Source organism: Pseudomonas cimarronensis (assembly GCF_049331905.1).
Classification (GTDB): Bacteria; Pseudomonadota; Gammaproteobacteria; order Pseudomonadales; family Pseudomonadaceae; genus Aquipseudomonas.
Window position 1 is genome coordinate 1,119,149 of the sequence record NZ_CP186283.1, and the last position, 23,567, is coordinate 1,142,715.

The 23,567-nt window shown below is 59.4% G+C and carries 19 protein-coding genes; 18 read left to right on the forward strand and 1 reads right to left on the reverse strand.

Annotation, left to right across the window (positions count from 1 at the left end):
* Window positions 1-123: 123 nt before the first annotated feature.
* The 16 genes from glnE (at window position 124) to ACOCLD_RS05315 (ending at window position 20,127) form a co-directional block, all read left to right on the forward strand.
* A complete protein-coding gene (glnE, locus tag ACOCLD_RS05240) occupies window positions 124-3,069 on the forward strand; it encodes a bifunctional [glutamate--ammonia ligase]-adenylyl-L-tyrosine phosphorylase/[glutamate--ammonia-ligase] adenylyltransferase (protein ID WP_422911115.1) in 2,946 nt (981 codons plus the stop codon).
* Between the two features lie 87 nt (window positions 3,070-3,156).
* Complete coding sequence (gene ilvE / locus ACOCLD_RS05245; protein ID WP_233683502.1) at window positions 3,157-4,080, forward strand: branched-chain-amino-acid transaminase; 924 nt, start codon at window positions 3,157-3,159, stop codon at window positions 4,078-4,080.
* Window positions 4,081-4,279: 199 nt separating this feature from the next.
* Complete coding sequence (waaF, locus tag ACOCLD_RS05250; RefSeq protein ID WP_422911116.1) at window positions 4,280-5,314, forward strand: lipopolysaccharide heptosyltransferase II; 1,035 nt, start codon at window positions 4,280-4,282, stop codon at window positions 5,312-5,314.
* 1 nt (window position 5,315) lies between these two features.
* A complete protein-coding gene (waaC, locus tag ACOCLD_RS05255; protein WP_422911117.1) occupies window positions 5,316-6,317 on the forward strand; it encodes a lipopolysaccharide heptosyltransferase I in 1,002 nt (333 codons plus the stop codon).
* Window positions 6,317-7,438: a glycosyltransferase family 4 protein gene (locus tag ACOCLD_RS05260; RefSeq protein ID WP_422911118.1), complete on the forward strand. Its 1,122-nt coding sequence runs from the start codon at window positions 6,317-6,319 to the stop codon at window positions 7,436-7,438. Before waaC ends, ACOCLD_RS05260 begins: the two co-directional genes overlap by 1 nt.
* The gene (gene rfaP, locus ACOCLD_RS05265; RefSeq protein WP_422911119.1) at window positions 7,435-8,256 is read left to right on the forward strand and encodes a lipopolysaccharide core heptose(I) kinase RfaP; all 822 of its coding nucleotides are present in this window, start codon (window positions 7,435-7,437) and stop codon (window positions 8,254-8,256) included. Before ACOCLD_RS05260 ends, rfaP begins: the two co-directional genes overlap by 4 nt.
* Before the next feature lie 53 nt (window positions 8,257-8,309).
* Window positions 8,310-9,308: a glycosyltransferase family 9 protein gene (locus tag ACOCLD_RS05270; protein WP_422911120.1), complete on the forward strand. Its 999-nt coding sequence runs from the start codon at window positions 8,310-8,312 to the stop codon at window positions 9,306-9,308.
* Window positions 9,308-10,042 carry a lipopolysaccharide kinase InaA family protein gene (locus ACOCLD_RS05275; RefSeq protein WP_422911121.1) on the forward strand — a complete coding sequence of 245 codons (735 nt, stop codon included), beginning with the start codon at window positions 9,308-9,310 and terminating at the stop codon, window positions 10,040-10,042. The genes ACOCLD_RS05270 and ACOCLD_RS05275 overlap by 1 nt, the downstream gene beginning before the upstream one ends.
* Window positions 10,039-10,785, forward strand: a complete 747-nt coding sequence (locus ACOCLD_RS05280; RefSeq protein WP_422911122.1) for a lipopolysaccharide kinase InaA family protein — start codon at window positions 10,039-10,041, stop codon at window positions 10,783-10,785. The genes ACOCLD_RS05275 and ACOCLD_RS05280 overlap by 4 nt, the downstream gene beginning before the upstream one ends.
* Window positions 10,782-12,242: a lipopolysaccharide kinase InaA family protein gene (locus ACOCLD_RS05285; RefSeq protein WP_422911123.1), complete on the forward strand. Its 1,461-nt coding sequence runs from the start codon at window positions 10,782-10,784 to the stop codon at window positions 12,240-12,242. The genes ACOCLD_RS05280 and ACOCLD_RS05285 overlap by 4 nt, the downstream gene beginning before the upstream one ends.
* 14 nt (window positions 12,243-12,256) lie before the next feature.
* Window positions 12,257-14,011 carry a carbamoyltransferase gene (locus ACOCLD_RS05290; RefSeq protein WP_422911124.1) on the forward strand — a complete coding sequence of 585 codons (1,755 nt, stop codon included), beginning with the start codon at window positions 12,257-12,259 and terminating at the stop codon, window positions 14,009-14,011.
* Complete coding sequence (locus tag ACOCLD_RS05295; protein ID WP_422911125.1) at window positions 13,998-15,131, forward strand: glycosyltransferase; 1,134 nt, start codon at window positions 13,998-14,000, stop codon at window positions 15,129-15,131. Before ACOCLD_RS05290 ends, ACOCLD_RS05295 begins: the two co-directional genes overlap by 14 nt.
* A gap of 7 nt (window positions 15,132-15,138) precedes the next feature.
* A complete protein-coding gene (locus ACOCLD_RS05300) occupies window positions 15,139-17,172 on the forward strand; it encodes a glycosyltransferase family 25 protein (protein WP_422911126.1) in 2,034 nt (677 codons plus the stop codon).
* Window positions 17,173-17,182: 10 nt separating this feature from the next.
* A complete protein-coding gene (locus ACOCLD_RS05305; RefSeq protein WP_422911127.1) occupies window positions 17,183-18,391 on the forward strand; it encodes an O-antigen ligase family protein in 1,209 nt (402 codons plus the stop codon).
* A gap of 12 nt (window positions 18,392-18,403) precedes the next feature.
* On the forward strand, window positions 18,404-19,396 hold the full coding sequence (locus ACOCLD_RS05310) for a polysaccharide pyruvyl transferase family protein (RefSeq protein ID WP_422911128.1): 993 nt from the start codon (window positions 18,404-18,406) through the stop codon (window positions 19,394-19,396).
* A 2-nt stretch (window positions 19,397-19,398) separates the two neighbouring features.
* Complete coding sequence (locus tag ACOCLD_RS05315; protein WP_422911129.1) at window positions 19,399-20,127, forward strand: glycosyltransferase family 32 protein; 729 nt, start codon at window positions 19,399-19,401, stop codon at window positions 20,125-20,127.
* Between the two features lie 69 nt (window positions 20,128-20,196).
* Here ACOCLD_RS05315 and ACOCLD_RS05320 read toward each other — a convergent pair whose 3' ends face one another.
* Window positions 20,197-20,811 (reverse strand): toluene tolerance protein, encoded by a 615-nt coding sequence (locus tag ACOCLD_RS05320; protein WP_422911130.1) that lies wholly within the window; start codon window positions 20,809-20,811, stop codon window positions 20,197-20,199.
* Window positions 20,812-20,845: 34 nt separating this feature from the next.
* Between ACOCLD_RS05320 and msbA the strand changes: the two genes are divergently transcribed.
* Together msbA and ACOCLD_RS05330 are read left to right on the forward strand one after the other, a co-directional pair.
* A complete protein-coding gene (gene msbA / locus ACOCLD_RS05325) occupies window positions 20,846-22,669 on the forward strand; it encodes a lipid A export permease/ATP-binding protein MsbA (RefSeq protein WP_422911131.1) in 1,824 nt (607 codons plus the stop codon).
* On the forward strand, window positions 22,669-23,565 hold the full coding sequence (locus tag ACOCLD_RS05330) for a GNAT family N-acetyltransferase (RefSeq protein WP_422911132.1): 897 nt from the start codon (window positions 22,669-22,671) through the stop codon (window positions 23,563-23,565). Before msbA ends, ACOCLD_RS05330 begins: the two co-directional genes overlap by 1 nt.
* The last annotated feature ends 2 nt before the right edge of the window (window positions 23,566-23,567 follow it).

A 23,567-nucleotide genomic window follows, 5' to 3' on the forward strand; every position in this document is an offset into this window, starting at 1 on the left:
TTTTGGATACAATCTTTGGTAGTAAAACTACAATTATTTTTCTGCTCGCGATTCGACCGCCTCTAGCGCGGGCGTTTGCCGTCCAGCGATGGTCAGCGGGCAGAACGCTAAAAAGGATAGACCATGAGCCTGCCCATGCTGGCCTCTTTGCCGGCTGCCTTGTCCCCCCTCGCGGTACGCGCTGAACAGTCCTTGCAACAGGCCTTCGCGGGGTTGTCCAGCGAGGCGGCGACGGCCTTTGCCACGTGGCCAGCAGAGCGTTTCGAGGCCCTGCGGCGAGTTGGGGCAGCCAGTGAGTTTGTTCTGCAGCAGGGGTTGCGTGACCCGCAGATGCTGCTGGATCTGGCCGCCTCGGGTGAGTTGGAGCGCAGCCTGGCGTCCGGCGAGCTGCGTGGTCAGCTGGCTCAGGCCTTGGTTGAGTGTGCTGATGAGGATGAGCTGGCGCGGCGTTTACGACGTTACCGCAACCGCCAGCAGCTACGGATTATCTGGCGCGATATCAGCCGCCAGGCCGACCTGATTGAAACCTGTCGCGACCTTTCCGATCTGGCCGATGCCTGTATCGACCTGGCGTATCAGTGGCTCTATCCCCGCCATTGCGCGCAGTTCGGCACACCCATTGGCCGGCGCAGCGGCCAGGCGCAGCACATGGTCATCCTTGGCATGGGCAAGCTGGGCGCTCATGAGCTGAACCTGTCGTCGGACATCGACCTGATCTTCGGTTACCCCGAAGGTGGCGAAACCGAAGGGGTGAAGCGGGCGCTGGATAATCAGGAATTCTTTATCCGCCTGGGGCAGAAACTGATCAAGGCGCTGGATGCGATCACCGTCGATGGTTTCGTCTTTCGCACCGATATGCGCTTGCGTCCCTACGGTTCAAGCGGTGCGCTGGTGTTCAGCTTTAACGCGCTGGAGCAGTACTACCAGGACCAGGGGCGTGACTGGGAACGCTACGCGATGATCAAGGCGCGTGTAGTTGGCGGTGATCAGGTCGCTGGCGCGCAGCTGCTGGAAATGCTGCGGCCGTTTGTCTATCGGCGCTATCTGGACTTCTCGGCGATCGAAGCGCTGCGCGCGATGAAGCAGCTGATTCAGCAGGAAGTAAGGCGCAAAGGCATGGCCGAGAACATCAAGCTGGGCGCCGGCGGCATCCGCGAGGTGGAGTTTATCGCCCAGGCCTTCCAGCTGATTCACGGCGGTCGCGACCTCAGCCTGCAGCAGCGTTCGCTGTTCGCGGTGCTCAATACCCTGCGTGATCAGGGCTACCTGCCGGCGGCGGTGACCGATGAGCTGCGCGACGGTTACGCCTTTCTGCGCTATGCCGAGCACGCGTTGCAGGCCATTGATGACCGGCAGACGCAGATGCTTCCGGACAGCGAGCAGGACCGCGCGCGGGTGGCCTTTATTATGGGCTTCGACAGCTGGTCGGCGTTCCACGAGCAGTTGATGCACTGGCGCGGTCGGGTGGACTGGCACTTCCGTCAGGTGATCGCCGACCCTGATGAAGAAGAGGGGGAAGCGGTCGAAGAGGTGGTGGGTTGCGAGTGGCTGCCGCTCTGGGAGGACGTGCAAGACGAAGAAGCTGCGTGCCGACAGCTAGCCGAAGCCGGCTTCGCCGAGCCACAGTCGGCCTGGCAGCGCCTGGCGGGGCTGCGCAACGGCAATCAGGTACGCGCCATGCAGCGCCTCGGTCGCGAACGCCTGGATGCCTTTATTCCGCGGTTGCTGGCGCAAGCAGTGGAGCATGCCAACCCGGACCTGGTGCTGGAACGCGTGCTGCCGTTGGTCGAGGCCGTGGCGCGGCGCTCGGCCTATCTGGTGCTGCTAACCGAGAACCCCAGTGCCTTGCAGCGCCTGTTGACCCTGTGCGCGGCCAGTCCGTGGATTGCCGAGCAGATCACTCGCTTCCCGCTGTTGCTCGATGAGCTGCTCAACGAAGGTCGACTGTTCAAGCCGCCGTTGGCGCCGGAGCTGGCCGCCGAGCTGCGTGAGCGGCTGATGCGCATTCCCGAGGAGGATCTGGAGCAGCAGATGGAGGCGCTGCGTCACTTCAAGCTGGCGCACCGGCTGCGCGTGGCTGCCTCGGAAATCGCCGGCACCCTGCCGCTGATGAAAGTGTCCGATTACCTGACCTGGTTGGCCGAGGCGATTCTCGACCAAGTGCTGGCCCTGGCCTGGCGCCATACGGTGAGCCGCTATGGCGCGCCGCGCCGCGCTGACGGCAGCGTCTGCGATCCGGATTTCGTCATCGTTGGCTACGGCAAGGTCGGTGGCATCGAGCTGGGCCACGGCTCGGATCTCGACCTGGTGTTTATCCACGACGGCGACCCGCATGCGGAAACCGATGGTGAAAAATCCATCGACGGCGCGCAGTTCTTCAATCGCCTGGGCCAACGCATCATTCACCTGCTGACCACCCAGACCAACTCCGGCCAGCTCTACGAGGTGGATATGCGCCTGCGGCCTTCCGGCGCGGCGGGCCTGCTGGTCAGCTCCCTGGGTGCGTTCGAGCGTTATCAGCAGGGCGAAGCCTGGACCTGGGAACACCAGGCCCTGGTGCGGGCGCGGGTGCTGGTGGGGTGTGCGCGGGTCGGCAAGGCCTTCGAGGCGGTGCGCGCCGGGGTGTTGGGGCGTGAGCGCGACCTGGCCACCCTGCGTACTGAAGTCAGCGAGATGCGCGCGAAGATGCGCGACAACCTCGGCAGCAAGGCCACGGCGGCCGGCACCGCAGCGAATGCCTTTGAGGCCACCGCGCCGTTCGACCTCAAGCAGGACGCCGGAGGTATCGTCGATATTGAATTTATGGTGCAATACGCGGCCCTGGCCTGGTCGCGCCAGTACCCGGAATTGCTTGAGTTCACTGACAATATTCGCATTCTGGAAGGGCTGGAGCGGGTTGGCTTGCTACCGGGCGAAGATGCTCGCTTGCTGCAGGATATCTACAAGGCCTACCGCAGTGCAGCGCACCGGCAGGCCCTGCAAAAGCAGCCTGGGGTGGTCAGCGGTGAGCAGTTTGCCGATGAGCGGCGCACGGTGATGCGCATTTGGCAGGAACTGGGCTTGAGCTGACGCAGGCTGAGCTGAATTTAATAAGCGGCTGGTTACCTAGGGTGACCGGTCAGTGCTGTACCAATCGAATCTGAGGAGCAGGCAACTATGTCGATGGCCGATCGTGATGGCGTGATCTGGTATGACGGCGAGCTGGTGCCGTGGCGCAACGCGACCACCCACGTGCTGACCCATACCCTGCACTACGGCATGGGTGTGTTCGAAGGCGTGCGTGCCTACAACACCCCGCAAGGCACGGCGATCTTCCGCCTGCAAGCGCACACCGACCGCCTGTTCGACTCGGCCCACATCATGGGCATGAAAATTCCGTTCAGCAAAGACGAAATCAATGAAGCCACCCGCGCCGCCGTGCGCGAGAACAACCTGGAAAGCGCCTATATTCGCCCAATGGTGTTCTACGGATCTGAAGCCATGGGCCTGCGCGCCAGTGGCCTGAAAACCCAGGTGATCGTTGCCGCCTGGAGCTGGGGTGCCTATATGGGCGACGAAGCCCTGCAGGTCGGGATCAAGGTGCGCACCAGCTCCTTCACCCGTCACCACGTGAACATCTCGATGACCCGCGCCAAGGCCAACGGCAACTACATCAACTCGATGCTGGCCCTGCAGGAAGCCATCTCCGGCGGCGCCGACGAAGCGCTATTGCTGGACCCGGAAGGCTACGTGGCCGAAGGCTCGGGCGAGAACATCTTCCTGGTCAAGAATGGCGTGATCTACACCCCGGAAGTGACCTCCTGCCTCAATGGCATCACCCGTAACACCATTCTGACCCTGGCCGCCGAGCATGGTTTGGAAGTGGTCGAGAAGCGCATCACCCGCGATGAGGTGTATATCGCCGACGAAGCCTTCTTCACTGGCACCGCCGCCGAAGTCACGCCGATTCGTGAAGTCGATGGCCGGCAGATCGGTGCAGGCCGTCGTGGCCCGATCACCGAGAAGCTGCAAACTGCTTATTTCGATCTGGTCACCGGTAAGACCGATGCCCATGCCGAATGGCGTACGCTGGTTAAATAAGGCCTAAATTAGGTAAAGCGAGGGAGGCCATCAGGCTGTTTGGAAGCGTTGCGAGCGACGGCGAGGCAAGGCAAAAACTGGCGAGTGGCGGAGTTGACTCTAGTCAATGAGCAAGCGAGTCAGTTTTTAACGCAGCCCCGCCGAGCGCAGTAGCTTCTAAGCAGTCTGATAAGCCTCCCCGGTCGTTTCTGGAATCGGCATGAAAATACTGATCGTTGGCCCCAGCTGGGTGGGTGACATGGTGATGGCGCAGACGCTGTTCCAGTGCCTGCAACAGCGTCAACCCGGTTGCGCAATCGATGTGCTGGCCCCCGAGTGGAGCCGGCCGATTCTCGAGCGCATGCCCGAAGTGCGTCAGGCCCTGAGCTTTCCGCTCGGCCATGGCGTGCTGGAACTGGCCACGCGGCGCACGATCGGCAAGTCCCTGGCCGGCCAGTACGATCAGGCGATTCTCCTGCCCAACTCGCTGAAGTCCGCACTGGTGCCGTTTTTCGCCGGTATCCCCAAGCGCACCGGCTGGAAGGGAGAGCTGCGCTATGGCTTGCTCAACGATATCCGCACCCTGGATAAAGAGCGCTACCCGCTGATGATCGAGCGCTTTATGGCGCTGGCCTTCGAGCCCGGCGCCGCGCTGCCGCAACCTTATCCACGCCCCGCCTTGCAGATCGATGCGCAGAGCCGTGACGCCGCCTTGACCAAGTTCGGCCTGAGCCTGGATCGCCCGGTGCTGGCGCTGTGCCCAGGGGCTGAGTTCGGTGAGGCCAAGCGCTGGCCGAGCGAGCATTACGCCAAGGTGGCCGAGCTGAAGATCCGCGCCGGCTGGCAGGTATGGATTTTTGGCTCGAAGAACGATCACCCGGTCGGCGAAGATATTCGCAGTCGGCTGATTCCGGGTCTGCGCGAGGAGGCGGTGAATCTGGCTGGCGAAACCAGCCTGGCTGAAGCCATCGACCTGCTGTCCTGCGCGGGCGCCGTGGTGTCCAACGACTCCGGCCTGATGCATGTGGCGGCTGCACTGAATCGCCCGCTGGTGGCGGTTTACGGCTCGACTTCGCCGGGTTTTACCCCGCCGCTGGCCGAGCAGGTGGAAATCGTCCGCCTGGGCCTGGAATGCAGCCCGTGCTTCGATCGCACCTGCCGTTTCGGTCATTACAACTGCCTGGGCCAGCTCAAGCCGCGCCCGGTGATTGAGGCGCTGGATCGCCTGGTCAGCGACCCGGTTGAGGTTGAATAGCTTGCGGGTTCTGTTGATCAAGACCTCTTCGTTGGGTGATGTGGTGCACACCTTGCCAGCGCTGACCGATGCGGCGCGCGCCATTCCCGGCATTCAGTTCGACTGGGTGGTGGAAGAGGGCTTTGCCGAGATTCCCGCCTGGCACCCAGCTGTGGCGCAGGTGATTCCGGTGGCCATTCGCCGCTGGCGCAAGCACCTCTGGCAGACCTTCAAGAGCGGTGAGTGGAAGCGCTTTAAGCAGCGGCTTGGTGAAACCAGGTACGACCTGGTGATTGATGCCCAGGGGCTGCTGAAAAGTGCCTGGCTGACCCGTTACGTCAAAGCGCCGATTGCCGGGCTGGATCGTGACTCTGCGCGCGAGCCGCTGGCCAGCCGCTTCTATGATCGCCGCTATGCCGTGCCGCGCGAACAGCACGCCCTTGAGCGCACTCGCCAGCTATTCGCCCAGGCGCTGGGCTATGCGCTGCCTGCAGGTGTTGGCGACTACGGCCTGAACCGTGCGCTGCTGGCCGATGAGGCGCCGCAGCCTTACTTGCTGTTTCTGCACGGCACCACCTGGGCAAGCAAGCATTGGCCGGAAGCCGATTGGCGTGCGCTGGCCGAGCAGATGAGTGCGCAGGGCTGGGCGGTGCGCCTGCCCTGGGGCAATGAGGCTGAGAAAGCCCGTGCCGAGCGAATTGCCGCCGGCATTGAAAATGCAGCGGTGCTGCCCAAACTGAACATTGCAGGTGTGGCGAAAGTGATCGCTGGCGCCAGCGCCTGCGTGGCGGTGGACACGGGACTCGGCCACTTGGCCGCTGCGCTGGATGTGCCAAGTATTTCCCTGTACGGCCCGACCCTGCCGGGGCGCGTCGGTGCCTATGGGCGTGGTCAGGTGCATCTGTGCGCCACCGGGCCGAATGCCGGCTCGGGTGATCGCCACAAGCCTTGCTTCGATGGCCTGGATGCCGAGCGTGTCGCCACACAATTGCAGGCCCTGTTGCTGGCCGAGGACGTTGTCTGATGCAGCTCGCGTTTATCCTCTACAAATACTTCCCGTTCGGCGGCCTGCAGCGCGACTTTATGCGCATTGCTCTGGAGTGCCAGGCGCGCGGTCATGCCATCCGCGTCTACACGCCGATCTGGGAAGGTGAAGTGCCGGCAGGTTTCGAGGTGGTGGTGGTGCCGGTGAAGGCGCTGTTCAACCATAAGCGCAATGAAAAGCTCACCGCCTGGGTCAAGGCTGACCTGGCCAAGCGCCCGGTGGATCGGTTGATCGGCTTTAACAAGATGCCGGGCTTGGATGTCTATTACGCCGCCGATGGTTGCTATGAGGACAAGGCGCAAACCTTGCGCGCGCCGATCTACAAACGCTGGGGACGCTACAAGCACTTTGCCGATTACGAGCGGGCGGTATTTGCCCCCGAGTCGAAGACCGAGATTCTGATGATCTCCGAAGTGCAGCAGCCGCTGTTTATCAAGCATTACCACACCCCGTTGCAGCGCTTTCACCTGCTGCCGCCGGGTATCGCCGCAGACCGCCGCGCGCCCGCCAATGCCGCGGAAATTCGTGCCGATTTCCGCGCCGAATTCAAACTGGCGGATAGCGACCTGCTGCTGGTGCAGATCGGCTCCGGCTTCAAGACCAAGGGCCTGGATCGCAGTCTCAAGGCCCTGGCCGCCCTGCCGCGCGAGCTGAAACAACGCACCCGCCTGATCGCCATTGGTCAGGACGATCCGCGTTCGTTCCAGCTGCAGGCCAAGGCACTGGGCGTGTCTGATCAGGTGCAGATTCTCAAGGGGCGCAGCGATATTCCGCGTTTCCTGCTGGGTGCTGATCTGCTGATCCACCCGGCCTACAACGAAAACACCGGCACCGTGCTGCTGGAAGCGTTGGTTTCTGGCTTGCCGGTGCTGGTGACCGATGTGTGCGGCTATGCCCACTACATTGCCGAGGCCGATGCCGGGCGGGTGCTGGCCAGTCCGTTCGAGCAGGAGCGGCTCAACCATCTGCTCGCCGATATGCTGGCCGACGAGCAGCGCCGCGCCTTCTGGTCACGCAATGGTCTGGCCTATGCCGACAGCGCTGACCTGTATTCCATGCCGCAGCACGCGGCCGACATCATCCTGGCGGCGCGTCCATGAAGTTGGTACTGGCTGAACCCTTTAAGAGCCTGTGGGCCGGACGCGATGCTTTTGCTGCTGTCGAGGCGCTGCGGGGGCAGGTGTACCGCGAGCTGGAAGGTCGTCGCACGCTGCGCACCGAAGTCGATGGGCGTGGTTACTTCGTCAAGATCCATCGCGGTATCGGTTGGGGCGAAATCGTCAAGAATCTGCTCACCGCCAAGCTGCCGGTGCTCGGTGCGCGCCAGGAGTGGCAGGCCATTCAGCGTCTGACTGAAGTCGGTGTGGCGACCATGACCGCCGTGGCCTACGGCGAACGTGGCAGCAACCCGGCCGCGCAGCATTCCTTTATCGTCACCGAGGAGCTGGCACCGACCACCGACCTCGAACAGCTGAGCCTGAACTGGGCGCAGCAACCGCCCGAGCCGCGCCTCAAGTGGGCACTGATCCAAGAAGTGGCGAACATGGTCGGCAGCATGCACCGTGCTGGGGTCAATCATCGTGACTGCTACATCTGCCACTTCCTGCTGCACACCGACAAACCAGTCACTGCGGACGATTTCCGCCTGTCCGTGATCGACCTGCACCGCGCCCAGGTGCGCAATCAGCTGCCCTTGCGCTGGCGCAACAAGGACCTGGCCGCGCTGTACTTTTCGGCGCTGGATGTTGGTTTGACTCGGCGCGATAAACTGCGTTTTTTGCGTGCTTACTTTGCTGCACTGAAAGGCCTGAAACCGCTGCGCCATACGCTCAGCGCCGAGCGGACGCTGTTGGTTTGGCTGGAACGCAAGGCGGACAAGCTGTATGCGCGCAAGCAGCGTTATGGGGATGCACTGTAAGTGATAACAGGCGGATTGCTTTTTGTATCGAATGGGTTTGAAGGGGCTGCGTGATGAAGTTTCAGGGTTTGACCGTTGCAGTATTGCCGCCTAAGGCATTGGGCGATGTGACCCTGTATCTGCACCTGGCGTGGCAGTTCCATAAGGCGGGTGCACGGGTGCGCTTCCTCTCAAATACGCTGTTTCCTGCCCGGGAGTTTTTCACCTGGCTGCAGATTGAGCCTCAGGAACCGATGAGTCTGCGCGCCATGGCGGATGAGTGCGATCTGGTGATCGCCTATTTCAGCCATCTGGCGAAAATGGATTCAGTCGAGCGCGAGCGTTGTCTGCAGTTGAGCAATATCGCCTATGTCACGGCGAAGAAGCTGCCCCGGGATATTCCTCTGGAAGGGCGCGGCGTGACGGTAGCCGGGCAGAGCTTCACCTCGGCCAGTATGCCGTTCTGTCTGGAGTCGCGTGCCGGCCTGTCGATGCGCGAGTGGATCGACCGTTATGTGGAAACGGTATATGGCATACCGGTCGTGAGCTCTCTGGCGATGGTCTGCCCTAGCCTGCAGCGCGAGCCTGGCAACCGCTTGTTGATTTTTCCCACATCGCCGCACAGCAAAAAGAACTACTCAATGAGTGGTTTCCTGCGGTTGGCGCGACGGTTATGCGTGCGTGGCTGGCAGATCGAGTTTATTGGACTGCCGAGCGAGGTTGAGGAGCTGAAGGCCTGTTTTGCGGGCTTTCCGGTGTTTAGCTTCGCCGATATTCGAGGGCTGATGGCCCATATGGCGGGCGCGGCAGCGGTTATTGCCAACGACTCGGGTGGCGGTCACCTCGGTTCGATGATGGGTTTGCGTACCTTTACCATCGCGCGCCGCTACGAAAGCTTTGTCTGGCGCCCCGGGTTTAATGCGCACGGCATGGTGTTGGCGCCGCGGTTCCGCTTCAAATGGTTGAATGGCGACTATATCTGGCGGCCATTTGTACCTGTCGGCCGGATTGTTGAGGCTCTGGGGAGCTATACCGCTGTCAACACAGCTTTGCCGCAGAAGCAGGCGCGCTGATGTCTGGTTGGAATTTGACCTCTGGCTATACGGCCTTGAGTGCTGATTTCGGCTCGCTGGAGGCAGTGTTCGCATTGCAGGGGCGTCGCTTGACCTCAGATCCGCTGTCCGAGGTGATCCTGGTTGAGCGCGGAGGCGTGCGTTATTACGTCAAACGCTACTGGGGCGGTGGTAAGGGGCTGCGTCGCTTTATCGGCAGGCCACGGGTCAAGGCCGAGTGGCAGAACCTGAAGAACTTCGCCAAGTGGGGTATTGCCACTGCACCGATCGTCGCGTATGGCCTGGAGCGGCGTTTGGGGGCTTTTGTGCGCGGTGCGTTGATCACCCGTGAGCTGGAAAACACCCTGGATATGGCCCATATGGCCAAGCGCAAGGATCCTCGCTTTCAGGACTCGCGCTGGGTGGCGGCAATCAGTGGGCAATTGGCGCATGCTACCCGCACGTTGCACCGCCACCACTTTGCCCATAACGATTTGAAGTGGCGCAATCTGTTGGTCAATCAGCGTGCCGAGCTGTTTCTGATTGATTGCCCGACCGGCGCTTTTTGGTGGGGGCCGTTTCTCCGTTATCGCATGGTTAAGGACTTGGCCTGCCTGGATAAGGTTGCCAGCAAGGTGCTTTCGCGCAGTCAGCGGTTACGCTTTTATCTGCAATACCGTCAGTGCGAGCGGCTAGACGAGGCGGGTAAGCGTCAGGTGCGACAGATCGTGAGATTTTTTGAGGGCAGGGAATGAGCGACTTTACTGCGGCGCAGGATCGTGCCCTGTTAGAGCAGCATGGTTTGGCCAGCTTTGAGGCGCTATGGGCGCTGCAGTTGGAAGCCGTTGATGAGCCCAATACGGAGCGTGGCGGCTGGAGCAGCGTCTACCGGCTCGAACTGGGCGATGCGGCGTTCTACCTCAAGCGTCAGAGCAATCACCTGACCCGAACCCTGCGTCATCCTTTTGGTGAGCCAACCTTTGCTCGCGAGTTTCGCAATATTCAGCGTTATGCGGCGTTAGGGATTCCTGCATTGCAGGCAGCATTTTTTGCCGCGCGTAAATTGCCTGGTGAACAGCGCGCAGTGCTGCTGACCCGCGCCCTGGATGGTTGGCAGGATCTGGAAGCCTGGTTGCCCGGCTGGGCTGCGCTCGACGAGGCGCGTCGTGCGGTAATTCTCAAAGCCTGTGGTGAGCTGGTTCGGCGTCTGCATCAGGCCGGGCAGATGCACGGCTGCTTTTATCCCAAGCATATTTTCCTGCGCGAGACGGTGGCTGGCTTCGATGCACAGCTGATTGATCTGGAAAAGACCCGCCCGCTGCTGTTTGGTGAGCGCGATCGAGTAAAGGATCTGGAGCCGTTGTTACGGCGCGCCAGTGTGTGGAGTGATGAGGACATCGGCGTGCTGCTGGGGGCCTATCTGGGCGAGACGGCGGATCTTGGCCGCTGGAGTGAGCGCCTAGGTGCGCGCCGGCGGAACAAGGAGGCGCGGCGATGAATTTGGCGGGTCTCAGTCAGGCTGGGCGCGCGCCAGAGTTGCCGCTGGCTATCGAGTTGGCCGATGTAGTTGGCTCGGCTGAACTGATTCTGCAAAGGCTGCTGCGCGTATTGCCCGGGCAGCGCTATGTCGCCCAGGCCGAATGGTGCGGCCGGCCAGTGCTGGCCAAGCTGCTGGTGGGAAACAAGGCTGCGCGACATTTTCAGCGCGAGCGTGACGGTGCTCTTCTGCTCGTGGAACAAGAGCTGAATACGCCGCAGCTGTTGGCGGATGGGCTGCGTGACGGTGAGGGCGGCTGGCTGCTGTTCGAGTACCTGCACGGTGCTGAAAGCCTGTGGGAGGCCTGGCGCGCGGTGGAACATCAGCCGCTGCTGAGTGCCGATCAGCAGTCGGTGCTGGCTGAGGCGTTGGTCAGCATCGCGCAAATGCACCTCAAAGGGTTGTGGCAGGCGGATCTGCATCTGGACAACCTGTTGCGGCACAACGGCCAGCTGTTTGTTATCGACGGCGGCGGTGTGCAGGTTGAGACGGCAGGTAAACCGCTGTCGCGCGCCAAGGTGCTGGAAAATCTTGGGGTGTTCTTCGCCCAGCTGCCCGCCGAATTGACGCCGTTTATCGAAGAACTGCTGGTGCATTACCTGCTGACGAACGGCGAACATGCCTTGCCGCTGGAAGCGTTGCTCAAAGAAGTGGAAAAAGTTCGCCAATGGCGTTTGCGCGATTATTTGAAGAAAATCGCCCGTGATTGCAGCCTGTTCGCCGCAAAAGTCGGTGCGTTCGGCCTTCAGGTGGTTCGCCGCGACAAGCAGGCTGAGCTGCAGCCGCTGTTGAGTAATCTGGATCAGCTCACCGAACAGGGCCATATCTACAAAACCGGTGGTGCCGCGACCGTGGCACAAGTGCAGCTGCAAGGCCTACCGCTGGTGATCAAGCGCTATAACGTGAAGAACCTGGCGCATTGGCTCAAGCGCTTCTGGCGCCCTAGCCGCGCCTGGCATAGCTGGGTCGAGGGCAACCGCCTGCAGCTGTTGGGCATCGCCACGCCACAGCCACTGGCCGTACTAGAGCGGCGCTGGTGCTGGTTGCGCGGGCGTGCCTACCTGATTACCGAATACTGCGGCGGGCAGGATATAATCGCGCGTTTTCAGGCGTTCCACGACGGATCGCCCCCGGAAAGTGACCTGTTGGCGCTTGATCGCCTTTTCGCCGCCCTGCTGCGCGAACGCATCAGCCACGGTGATTTCAAGGGGCACAACCTGTTCTGGGATGACCGCCAGGCGTGCTGGTCGCTGATCGACCTCGACGCCATGCAACAACATTGCAGCGCGCGCAGTTTCGCCAGGGCCTATGCCCGCGATCGCGCCCGTTTTTTGCGCAATTGGCCGGCTGACTCTCAGCTGTTCAAACTGCTCGACCAACGTTTACCGCTGACGCCCGTCGTCGGCTCAGCAGACTAAAAGAGGCACAACCAGTGGCATTGACGATTCTCGGCCTTTCCGGCGCCCTCAGCCATGATCCATCCGCCGCCCTGTATATCGACGGCAAGTTGATCGCGGCCGCCGAAGAAGAGCGCTTCGTGCGCGACAAGCACGCGAAGAACCGCATGCCCTACGAGTCGGCCAAGTTCTGTCTGGAACAGGCTGGAATCAAACCGTCCGACGTTGATGTGGTGGCTATTCCGTTTGCGCCGATCAGCATCTTCGAGAAAGCCCGCTGGCAATATGCCAAGCGCTACTGGTACGCACCGGATCGCGCCCTCGATGCGATCCTCATGGGCAATCGCCGCTACAAGCGTTACCACAAGAAGATCCAGTGGTGCCTGGAGCAGCTGGGCTTCGACCTGAAGAAGGTCAAGATCGAGCCGGTCGAGCACCACCTGGCCCACGCTTCCAGCGCCTACCACTGCTCGGGTTTCAAAGAGAAGACCGCGATCCTCGGCATTGATGGCAAGGGCGAGTACGCCACCACCTTCTTCGGCTGGGGCGAGAACGGCAAGATTCACAAGATCAAGGAATTCTACGATCCGGACTCGCTTGGCGGTCTGTACGGGGCGATCACCGAGTTCCTCGGCTTCGAGATGCTCGATGGCGAATTCAAGGTCATGGGCATGGCGCCCTATGGCGACGCGGCCAAGTACGACTTCTCGCGCCTGGCCAAGTTCGAGAATGGTGAGTTGGTGATCAACACCGACTACGCCAACGTCATCGGCTTCCGTCGCTACAAGGAAAACGGCAAGGGCTACTACTTCTCGCCCAAGCTGATCGAGTGGCTCGGCCCGAAACGCCAGGGCGACATCGCCGACGATCCGTACATCCATTACGCGGCCAGCATGCAGGCGCTGTTCGAGAAGCTGGCACTGGAGATGATGGAGTACTACCTCGGCGACATTATCCGCGAGACCGGCAAGATCGCTTTCGCCGGTGGTTGCGCGCTGAACGTCAAGCTGAACCAGAAGATCATTGCCCGCGACGACGTGAAAGAGCTGTTCGTCCAGCCGGCGTCCGGTGATGCCGGTACTTCGGTCGGTGCGGCTGCCTATATTTCGCACCAGCGCGGCGTGCCGGTGGAGAAGATGGAGCACGTCTACCTCGGCCCGTCGTACTCCAACGAAGACGTGATCGCCGCCTGCGCCCGTCACCCGAGCAAACCGGTGTTCAAGCGCATCGACAACATGCCGCAGCGCATCGCCAAGATCATGGTCGACGCGAATCCTGTGGCCTGGTTCCAGGGCCGTATGGAGTTCGGTCCGCGCGCCCTCGGCGGTCGTTCGATCATCGGTTGTCCGAGCGTGGCCGGTGTGGCGGATCGTATCAATGAGCAGATCAAGTTCCGCGAGCGCTGGAGGCCTTTCTGCCCGTCGATGCTCGACACCGTCGGTCCGCAGATGCTCAAAGTCGATCACCCGAGCCCGTTCATGACTTTCACCTTCGAGGTCAACGACGAGTGGAAGACCCGTGTCGGCGAAGTGGTGCACGAAGACGGCACCTCGCGCGCTCAAGTGCTCAAGCGCGAATACAACCCGCGCTATTACGACATGATGCTGGAACTGGAAAAGCTGACCGGCAACGGCGTGTCGCTGAACACCTCGCTCAACCGCCGCGGCGAGCCGATGATCTGCTCGCCGACCGACGCGCTGAACATGTTCTTCGGCTCGGACTTGCAGTACTTGATCATGGAAGACATCCTGGTGGTCAAGGATGGCAAGGATTGGTATGACAACGTCTGAGGTCGCGGAGGCTGCTCAGCCGTGGGTGCTGCAGTTCTGTCACGGCTATGACGGCCCCTTCCTCGATTGCGCGCGGCAGTACGCCGCGCTGTTTGTTGGTACGCCTTATAAAGTGTGCACGGTGTACCTGACGGGCAAACCGAGCGATTTGGTCGAGCAAGGCTCGGCCTCTGACGAGGTGCTTTTCCTCGACTACTCGAGTCGCGACGTGCGCGGGCTCAAGCTCAAGGCGATCCGCGACCTCAAGCGTATTGCCGCTTCGCGCGACTTTAAGTTCTGTATCGCCCATCGCTTTAAACCGATCTACGTCGCCCTGCTGGGTAGCGATCTCCCGGTCATCGGTGTGCACCATGCGTTTGGCGACTACAAGCGGCGAACGCGCCAGCTGTTTGCCAATTTCTTCCGCAAGCGCCTGGCTTTGCTCGGGGTTTCCAATGCTGTGCGCGATGACATGCGTGCCTGCCTGCCGAACTGGGCGCCCGAACGTATCGAGACGCTGTACAACCGCATCGACGTCGCCGCTGTGCAGGCTGCGCAGGTTCCGCGCGAAGCAGCGCGTGAGCACCTGGGCTTACCTCAGGATGCCTGGGTGGTTGGCAATGTCGGGCGACTGCACCCGGACAAGGACCAGGCCACGCTGATCAAGGGCTTCGCCCTGGCATTGCCGCACTTACCGGCTGGCAGCCTGCTGGCAATCATGGGCAGCGGTAAGCTAGATGGGGCGCTGAAAAGCCTTGTCAGTGAACTGGGCGTGACTGATTCGGTGCGTTTTCTCGGTCAGGTTGCGAGTGGACGTAATTATTTCAAGGCGTTCGATGTGTTCACACTGAGCTCTGATCACGAGCCCTTCGGTATGGTGTTGCTGGAAGCTATGGCTGCGGGAGTGCCGCTGGTCGCCACAGACTGCGGCGGTGGCCGCGAGGTGGTGCAGTGGGTTGGTCGTTTGTTCCCTTTAGGTGATGCCAAGGCGCTGGCTGCTGAGCTGGTCGGCGAAACTCAAGCTGCGGCTGATCTGGCACTTAAGCGCGAGCGCATGCTGGATGGTCTGCGGTTGCACTTTTCCGATCAGGCGGTGCGGGCGCAGTTTTGGTCATCCCCTTTGCTTGCCGCTCTGCGTTGAGGTCGTCATGACACAGGATGTTGTTGCCAACCCATGGGCTGCCAAGGCCCGCGCTCTGGATCGCTATCGATGGTTATTGCTGCGCGAGCGCCACGGATTGTTGGGTAGCGCCCTGCGTTTTGGGCGCGAGCTGGCTGGCGACTGGCTGTTCGGTTGGCGTGCCAAGCGGCGTTTGGCTGCAGTCGTTGCGGTCGAGTCGTTTGACTTTCTATTGCTGCAGTCGGCCCCTAAGGTGATCAAGTTCCAGCGCAAGAAACTGTTGATCGAAGAGTTGCGCGTACGTGGTCATAGTCTGATGGAAACCGCGCTGGAGGAGCCTAAAAGTATTCTTCGCCAGCGTTTGCTCAAGCGCCCGCCGTATGACGTGCCGATTCGCTACTTTGGCCATGCTGCTTATGCCGAGTGGCTGGTGGAGCGATATCAGCCGCGCATCTTGCTCAACGATCGCAACGGCAGTCTGTATGCACCGTTTCTGCGTCTGGCGCTGAATGCGCGGCAGCGGCTGCTGGTACAGCTGGCGCATGCCTCGACTGTTGAAAGTTCGCGGCGTCTGGGCATGAACGACTACGATTATTACTTCCTGTTTGGTCAGAGTTCGCTGGACGCGTTGCAGGCTCGTCACTTGCGTTTTGGTAGCTCGCAGGCTGTGTTGGCCGGTTCGCATATGGTTGACGACACCTACGATCTGTTGCCGGCTGAGCCATCCAAGCGAACTGTACTGATTCTTGGTGTTGGCCCGGACAAGGAGAAAGAGTCCGGTTACCAGGCGACTTACGCGCTACTGCGTGATTGGGCTGCCGTGCATCCTGAGTACCAAGTGTTGATCAAGGCACATCCACGCAGCCAGGTACCATTCTGGCAAGAGGCCACTGCCAGGCTGGCTAATCTGCAGGTTCTGCCCGCCGATTGCACGCTGGCTGAAGCTTTGGGGCGTGCCTCACTGGTGATCAATATCATGTCCAATGCGGTAATTGAGGCCGCGCTGGCACGGCGACCGCTGATCTATGTAAATGCTAGTGGCGAACCCGACATTTTTGCTCAGGAGGCTTTTTTCGGTCAGCGTGTTGAGCGTGTTGATCAATTGCAGCAGCGCATTGCGCAGATTGCCATGGACTATCCAAATAGTCTGCAGCAATCGGCTCGCTTTGCGGATCATCATCTGGCCCATGGCGTTTCCGGACTTGTGAAGACGGTTTCCTTGCTTGAGGAACTGCAGCGCAACAATCCGATCGAGAGTCAGTCATTGTCGCAAGGGTGGGTTGCTGAAAAGACCGATAAAGCAGGATGCTGTGATGGTGTGGATAGTGCGATGAGTGGGTTTTGTTTCGAACATGCGTTTGTGATCAACCTTGATCACCGTACTGATCGCTGGGCGCGGATGACGGAAAATCTGACGCGGGTCGGTATTGCAGCCGAGCGTTTCTCCGCCATCAGTGTCCGTGATCTGACAGATGACCCGCCATCGGTTGCACTTAGGGCATTTCTTCAACGTGTTGATGGGCCAAGTCCTGTTGCGGAGCACAAGTTGCAAACGACTTGGGCGTGTATGCGCAGTCATCTGGCAATTATCCAAATGGCGCGTGAGGCGGGTTGGCCGTCTGTGCTGATTCTGGAGGACGACTGCGAGTTCGAGACATACACTCGCACCGTACTGACTCGTGCAAGCAAACAGCTGCAGGGGTGTGAGTGGGGACTGCTTTATCTCGGCGGTACGTTCAAAAAAGGCGGTAAAAAAGCTGCGGTATCGACCAACCTCTGGGCGGGCAGCCGTATTCGCCTGGCCCATGCCTATGTGGTCGATGCAAGTCTGTATGAGCGGATTCTTTGCGAGGCTCCCGAGTCGGGCTTGCCGCTTGACTGGTACTACTCAGAGATTTTGCAGCCTTCTATTAATACCTTTGTGGTGCGGCCGATCCTGGCTCAGCAGCGCTTACTGGATATGAGTGATATCGAACAGGTCGAGCGCAAACCTAAACACAAGACACGCCAAACATTGCAGCGTTGGTGGGCAAAACTACGTTATGGGCGCTCGTCGTGCTAATGGAGAAAACATGGCTGACGTATTAACGCCTTCGCAATGGGCTGTTGCGCTTACTCGCTGGCTTGCTTTGGGCTTCACATGGCTGTTACTGGGCATGTTCTTGCTTCCGACCAGCAAGCTGTATCAACAGGGGTTGATTGTTTTTCTCTGGCTACCGGGTCTGTTAGCGCTATTCACGGCACCGGCGGTTCGCCGTGCCTGGGATGCTCTGCTGCTGTCTTTGTTTGCTCTGTCGGTGCTCTGGGCCGGGTTGTCGATTAGTTGGGGCGGGGCAGAGGATCGATATAAAGAGTTGCTCTATATCTGCTTGGCGGTTAATTCCGTAGTTGCTCTGGCCGCGCTTAATTCGCGCCTGCTTTGGCAGGTTCTGCTGGGGTGTACGGTGCTGGGGGGTATATTGGTTTGGTGGTCGCTTTTCTATTTTTATGTGCTGCAAAATCAGCCGCTAGCAAGTCGTGTGGTGGGGACTGGCTTGCTCAATCACACGATTCTTGCTTCTCATGTTGTCGGCGTGATGGGGCTGGTTGTGCTGTTTATGCGTAGCTGGCTTTCACCATGCCTTCAACGTTGGTTGTGGATGGTTGCGTGTTTGGGTTGCTTGGTGTTCTTGCTGATGTCGCGCAGTAAGGGGCCTGCTCTTGCCTTAGTGGTATGTCTGGCGCTGTCTGGTCTTTGGATGGCCTCTCGTCGAGCCTGGATGGCTGGATGCATGGTGTTTTTGATTGCGCTGCTGGGGGCTTGGTTGCTGCCTGAGCAGTTTCTGCGTGGCGGTTTATCTTATCGCCCTCAGCTGCTTGAGCAGGCCTGGATGTTATGGTCGACCAATCCTTGGCAGGGGCTGGGCGTTGGTACTGACTACCAGCTACATATTGTCGAATTGGGTATCAATTTTGAACATGCCCACAACCTCTATATGCACCTTGCTTTGCAGTTGGGTGTTGTCGGATTACTGCTCTGGCTCGCGTTGCAAGCCGCGGTTGCCTGGAGTGCTTGGTCGGCAAGAGACTCTGTGCCGGGGCAGGTGTTGTGCGCGTTATGTTGCTTCTCCATGGTGGCGCTACTGACGGATGGTATCGGCCCCTGGGTCAAGCCTCGGGAAGAGTGGTTTACGGTGTGGTTGCCCATATTCCTTGGTTTTGCCTTGGCTGCAGACAGAAAGTTGCGTTTGAACATGCGCGATGCAGGCGGCCAGGATCTTGCTGTTAGCCGCGATAAGTAGGTTTAGGGCGTTATGAAGGCAATCTACCCTGCAGGTAGTGACAATGTCGGTGATGAGCTTAACCGTTGGCTATGGCCGGCGCTGCTGGGCGACCTGTCTCCGGAGGGCACTGATGGAGCAGTGCTGCTGGGTATTGGTACGCTGTTGAATCGTGAGTTTTGCCTGCGCTTAGATGGTGCCCATCGGATCAATGTTCTGGGTACGGGGGCCGGTTACGGTTTGCCGCCCTTGCCGGATGAGCGTTGGCATTACTATGCCGTGCGTGGTCCGCGCTCGGCCAAGGCAATGGGGTTGCCGAGTGAGCAGGCGGTCGCCGATGCTGCCTATTTGCTGGCTACGCTGGACTGGGCTAGCTGGGCTCCTGCTTCCGCGGCGGGCAAGATAGTTGTTGTTCCACATCACCGTTCGCTACGCCTCGTGGATTGGTCGGTGATTTGTGAGCGAGCTGGGCTGACGTTTCTATCCCCCCTGCTGCCGGCCGAGTTGTTTATGAGGGAGTTGGCTTCAGCCGATCTGGTACTGGCCGAGGCTATGCATGGGGCCATTCTTGCCGATATTTTACGTGTGCCTTGGGTTCCTTTCAGCTTTGGTGGGCAGTTCAATCCCGATAAATGGTATGACTGGGCAGAAGCTTTTGCTGTGAGTCTTCAAGTGACCGAGCTTGCCGGTTTTTATGAGACAGCCAGGTTCGCTGAGACTAAGGGAATGCTTCAACATGGCGGTCAGTGGCTTAAGGTCAAATTGCACCGTCGTGGTATCGGTAAGCGCAAATGGCGAACGCTGACGCCACCAGGATGGCCGTTCAAGCGGGCCGAAGCCGGGTTGGTCGAGGCTCTGCGGAAATTGTCGACGCGCTCTGGTCAGCTGACCGAAGAGCATATTTTCCGTAGCCGAGTGGCTCAGCTTTACCGCTGCGTCAATCAATTACGGCGTGACCACGGTGGGCGCGATTGTCAGCCGCTTAGTGGTAATCCTCAGGCATTCTTCAGCAGATATGGTGGCTAGGCATGATTCCCCGGAAAATTCACTACTGCTGGTTTGGCGGTAAGTCATTGCCCTTGCTGGCCAGGCGCTGTCTGGCGTCCTGGGCTTACCGTTTGCCGGATTACGAGGTGGTGCGCTGGGACGAGCAGAGTTTTGATATCAGCTCCCATCCATTTGCAGCAGCGGCTTATGCAGCAGGTCGCTATGCTTTTGTGTCTGACTATGTGCGCATGTGCGTCCTTGCAGAGCATGGGGGTATTTACCTAGATGTGGATGTGGAGGTGCGTGGGCGTTTTGATGCGCTGCTTGATCTGCATCTATTTATTGGAGCTGAAGATCAGCAGCGGTTCGCCACGTCGATTATTGGTGCGCAGGCTGGGCATTGGTTGCCCCAGCATATGCTGGAGTTTTACGACCGCACGGAGTTTGATCTTGGTCGTTTGTCTGAATTGGTCAACGTCAATGAGGTCAGTCGATTGCTGCTTAAGCAAGGATTTACTGGGAACGGCAGCGACGAAGTGCGAGGTCAGGAGCGGGTACTGGCCATTGGCATGCTTGCTGATGCGCGTGGTGTCGGCGCGCCCGGGGTGAAGCCAATAGCACGACATTTCTATGCGGGCAGTTGGCGTTCACGCAGTGGCAAGGGAGTTTTGAGTCGTGCTGCCCGCAGCTTACGCAAGCTGCCTGAGCAGATTGAGGCGTGGCTGTATTTGCAGTGGTATCGCCTTGGCAGCTACTTCAATCAAGGTTGAATTCGCTAGGTTAAAGATAAGGACTTTGCTCATTCGCCGAGCATGTGGGCGCAATTTGATCTGCATGAGTTATCTGGATGCCTTGCTGGCCGTTTTGTAAGCCGCCATCAGCTCCTCCCATGGGAAATTCTCCACCTTGCGCCGCTGCAGGTAGTTGCGCAGGTGCTGGAAGTTGCGGCGAATCAGCATGTGTCCAAGTGGTCGGTTCTTGAATCGAATGTCGAGAAAGTCGATCAGGCCGAAGTCGTTATCTGGAGTCCGCAGAATGTTGCCCAAATGCAGCGAACGAAAGTAGATGCCGCGTCGATGCAGGTGGTAGATATAGGCTGCCAGTTGCGGCAGCAGCAAATCGAACTGCGCTCGGCTGTCACGAAATAGGCGGTCCAGCGGCTGGCCTGCGAGTGGCTCGTAGAGGCAGGCGCTAACAAGTTTGCTGCGGTCGATCCAGCAGGTTTCGCAAATCGTTGGGGTTTGAATGCCGATAGCCTGCAGGCGCTTGGCGCGATCATCGAATCGCGCTGCCTCAGGGCTCAGGCGGGCAAGCAAAGGGAGGCGGCGGCTGCGAAAGATTTTCAGTAATTTGCCGTCGGACAGGCGAATGACTTTAGCGCCATGGCTGTCTTTTTCCAGAACCTCGCCCTGGCTCAGCCAATCTTGGAATTCTTTCGCTGTTACAATCCGCATCTTATTTCTCTAGTCGTCGTACGAGGCGTGCCGAATGGCCAATTCTAACCAGCAATCGAGTATCAGGGTTTATTTGCGATTGCTGAAATACGTGGTCCCGTACTCGGGCCTGTTCGCTATCAGTATTTTGGGTTTTCTGATTTTTGCCTCCACTCAGCCGATGTTTGGCTACATCCTCAAGTATTTTGTCGACGGTCTGGCCAATCCGGATGCCAGTTTTTTCGCGGCTGTACCATATCTGAAGGATGTGCCGTTCCTGGTCGATCTGAAGCTTATGCAGGTCGTGCCTTTGCTGATTGTCTTGATCGCGCTCTGGCAGGGCGTTGGGTCTTTTCTCGGCAACTATTTTCTGGCCAGGGTCTCGCTGGGTTTGGTGCATGACCTGCGTGTCTCATTGTTTAACAACCTACTGGTGTTACCCAATCGCTATTTTGATACCCATAACTCGGGGCATTTGATTTCGCGGATCAGCTTCAACGTGACCATGGTCACGGGGGCGGCAACCGACGCCATCAAGGTTGTGGTGCGCGAAGGCATGACTGTGATTTTCCTGTTCGCCTCGCTGCTGTGGATGAACTGGAAACTGACCCTGGTCATGTTGGCCATTCTCCCGCTGATCGGTCTGATGGTGACCAGTGCCAGCCGCAAGTTCCGCAAGCAAAGCAAAAAGATTCAAGTGGCCATGGGCGATGTAACCCATGTAGCGTCTGAGACTATCCAGGGATACCGGGTTGTTCGCAGCTTTGGGGGCGAGTCTTATGAGCAGGCACGGTTTCTCAGCGCGAGTAACAGTAACCGGGAAAAGCAGCTGCGCATGACCAAGACCGGTGCAGTCTATACGCCGATGTTGCAGCTGGTGATATACACTGCTATGGCAGTGCTGATGTTTCTCGTTTTGTTGATGCGTGGTGATGCCTCGCCGGGTGATCTGGTGGCCTATATCACTCTGGCAGGGCTGCTACCCAAGCCGATTCGCCAGTTGTCCGAAGTCAGTGCCACGGTACAGAAGGGGCTAGCTGGTGCCGAAAGCATCTTCGAACAGCTGGATGAGGATCAGGAGGTCGACCACGGTACCGAAGAGCGCGGGCGTGTCACTGGTCGCCTTGAAGTACGAGATCTGAGCTTCCAGTATCCGGGGGCCGAGAAACCTGTGCTCAATAATATTTCTTTTGTAGCTGAACCTGGGCAGATGGTTGCGTTGGTTGGGCGTTCGGGTAGCGGCAAGTCCACACTGGCCAGCTTGATTCCGCGCTTTTATCACCATGAACAGGGCCAGATCCTGCTCGATGGTCTGGACGTCGAGCAATACCGTCTGCGCAACCTGCGTCAGCATATTGCGCTGGTGACGCAGCATGTCACGCTGTTCAATGATACCGTGACCAATAATATTGCCTACGGTGATCTGGCCGGTGCGCCGTTTGAGGATGTGCGTAAAGCTTCTGAAGCGGCCTACGCCGCCGAGTTTATTGAGAAGCTTCCAGACGGCTATGCAACCCTGGTCGGTGAGAATGGTGTGCTGCTTTCCGGCGGTCAGCGTCAGCGTTTGGCGATTGCTCGCGCATTGTTGAAAAACGCCCCCCTGCTTATTCTTGACGAGGCCACATCCGCGCTGGACACCGAGTCGGAGCGGCATATCCAGGGTGCGCTGGATGAGGTGATGAAAGGGCGAACCACCTTGGTCATCGCGCATCGGTTAAGCACTATCGAGAAGGCTGATCTGATTCTGGTGATGGATCAGGGGCAGATTGTCGAGCGGGGCACTCACAGCGAGTTGCTGGCGCTCAACGGCTACTATGCGCGCTTGCATGCCCGAGACTTTGCTGACGATAGCGACCTGAGTCCGGAGCCTGATGCCTGATGCTCAGTCATTTACGCGCCTGGCGTGAGCGTGGCTGGACGCCGATTGACGCTGCCATTTATGCCGGTGCCTGGCAACGGTTCGGTGGTAGCGTTGCCACTCACCCACAGGTCGTCGAACGTTTGGCGGGGCTTGCGGGCTTGCCGGTGCGTTATCTCGGCTGGTTTGTCGATGGTGAATTGCAGGCGGCGATTGCGACTTGGGGACGCTATCTGGCGTTGTCCAAGGAGGTGCTGAAACAGCAGGGCAAGCGTGGCCTGTTCGATCTGGGCAATGCTGAGATCATTCTGCCGCTGGCGAGCAGCGCGCGCGTACCGCTGCGCCATAAGGTGCGCTATCTGTCGGCTCTGAGTGCTGAGCAGGTAGTCGACCGTCGTGAGCAACCTGAAGGCCTGGCGTTAGCCCGCGAACCTGAGGAATACAGCAAGAAATTCCGCTACAACCAGCGTCGCGAGCAGCGTTTGCTAGAAGAGGCGGGTGGTGTTGTCCGGTCGATGCTGGAGTTGTCCGCAGCCGAGCAGGCGCTGATTTATGCCGATCTGTTTCAGCGTCGCTGGGGTTTTGAAGCCACCGGTAAGGCGTATCTAGCAGAAGTGTTCAGCCTGATGCGCGACTTTATGACCGGCTCGCTGATCTACCTGAATGATCAGCCGGTGGCGATTCAGGTGTTGTACCGCGTCGAGGCGCCGCAGTGGGTCAGCCTGGAATACATCAACGGCGGTGTTGATCCGCAGAACCGTGAGTTCAGCCCTGGTAGTGTGCTGAGCTTTATCAATACCCAGGCGGCCTGGAGCGAGGCGCGCGCGCTGGGTAAGCCGTTGCGCTATTCCTTTGGTCGGGCTGATCGCGAATACAAAGACCGCTGGTGCAACCGCGTCGCGGTTTATCAGGTGTAAGC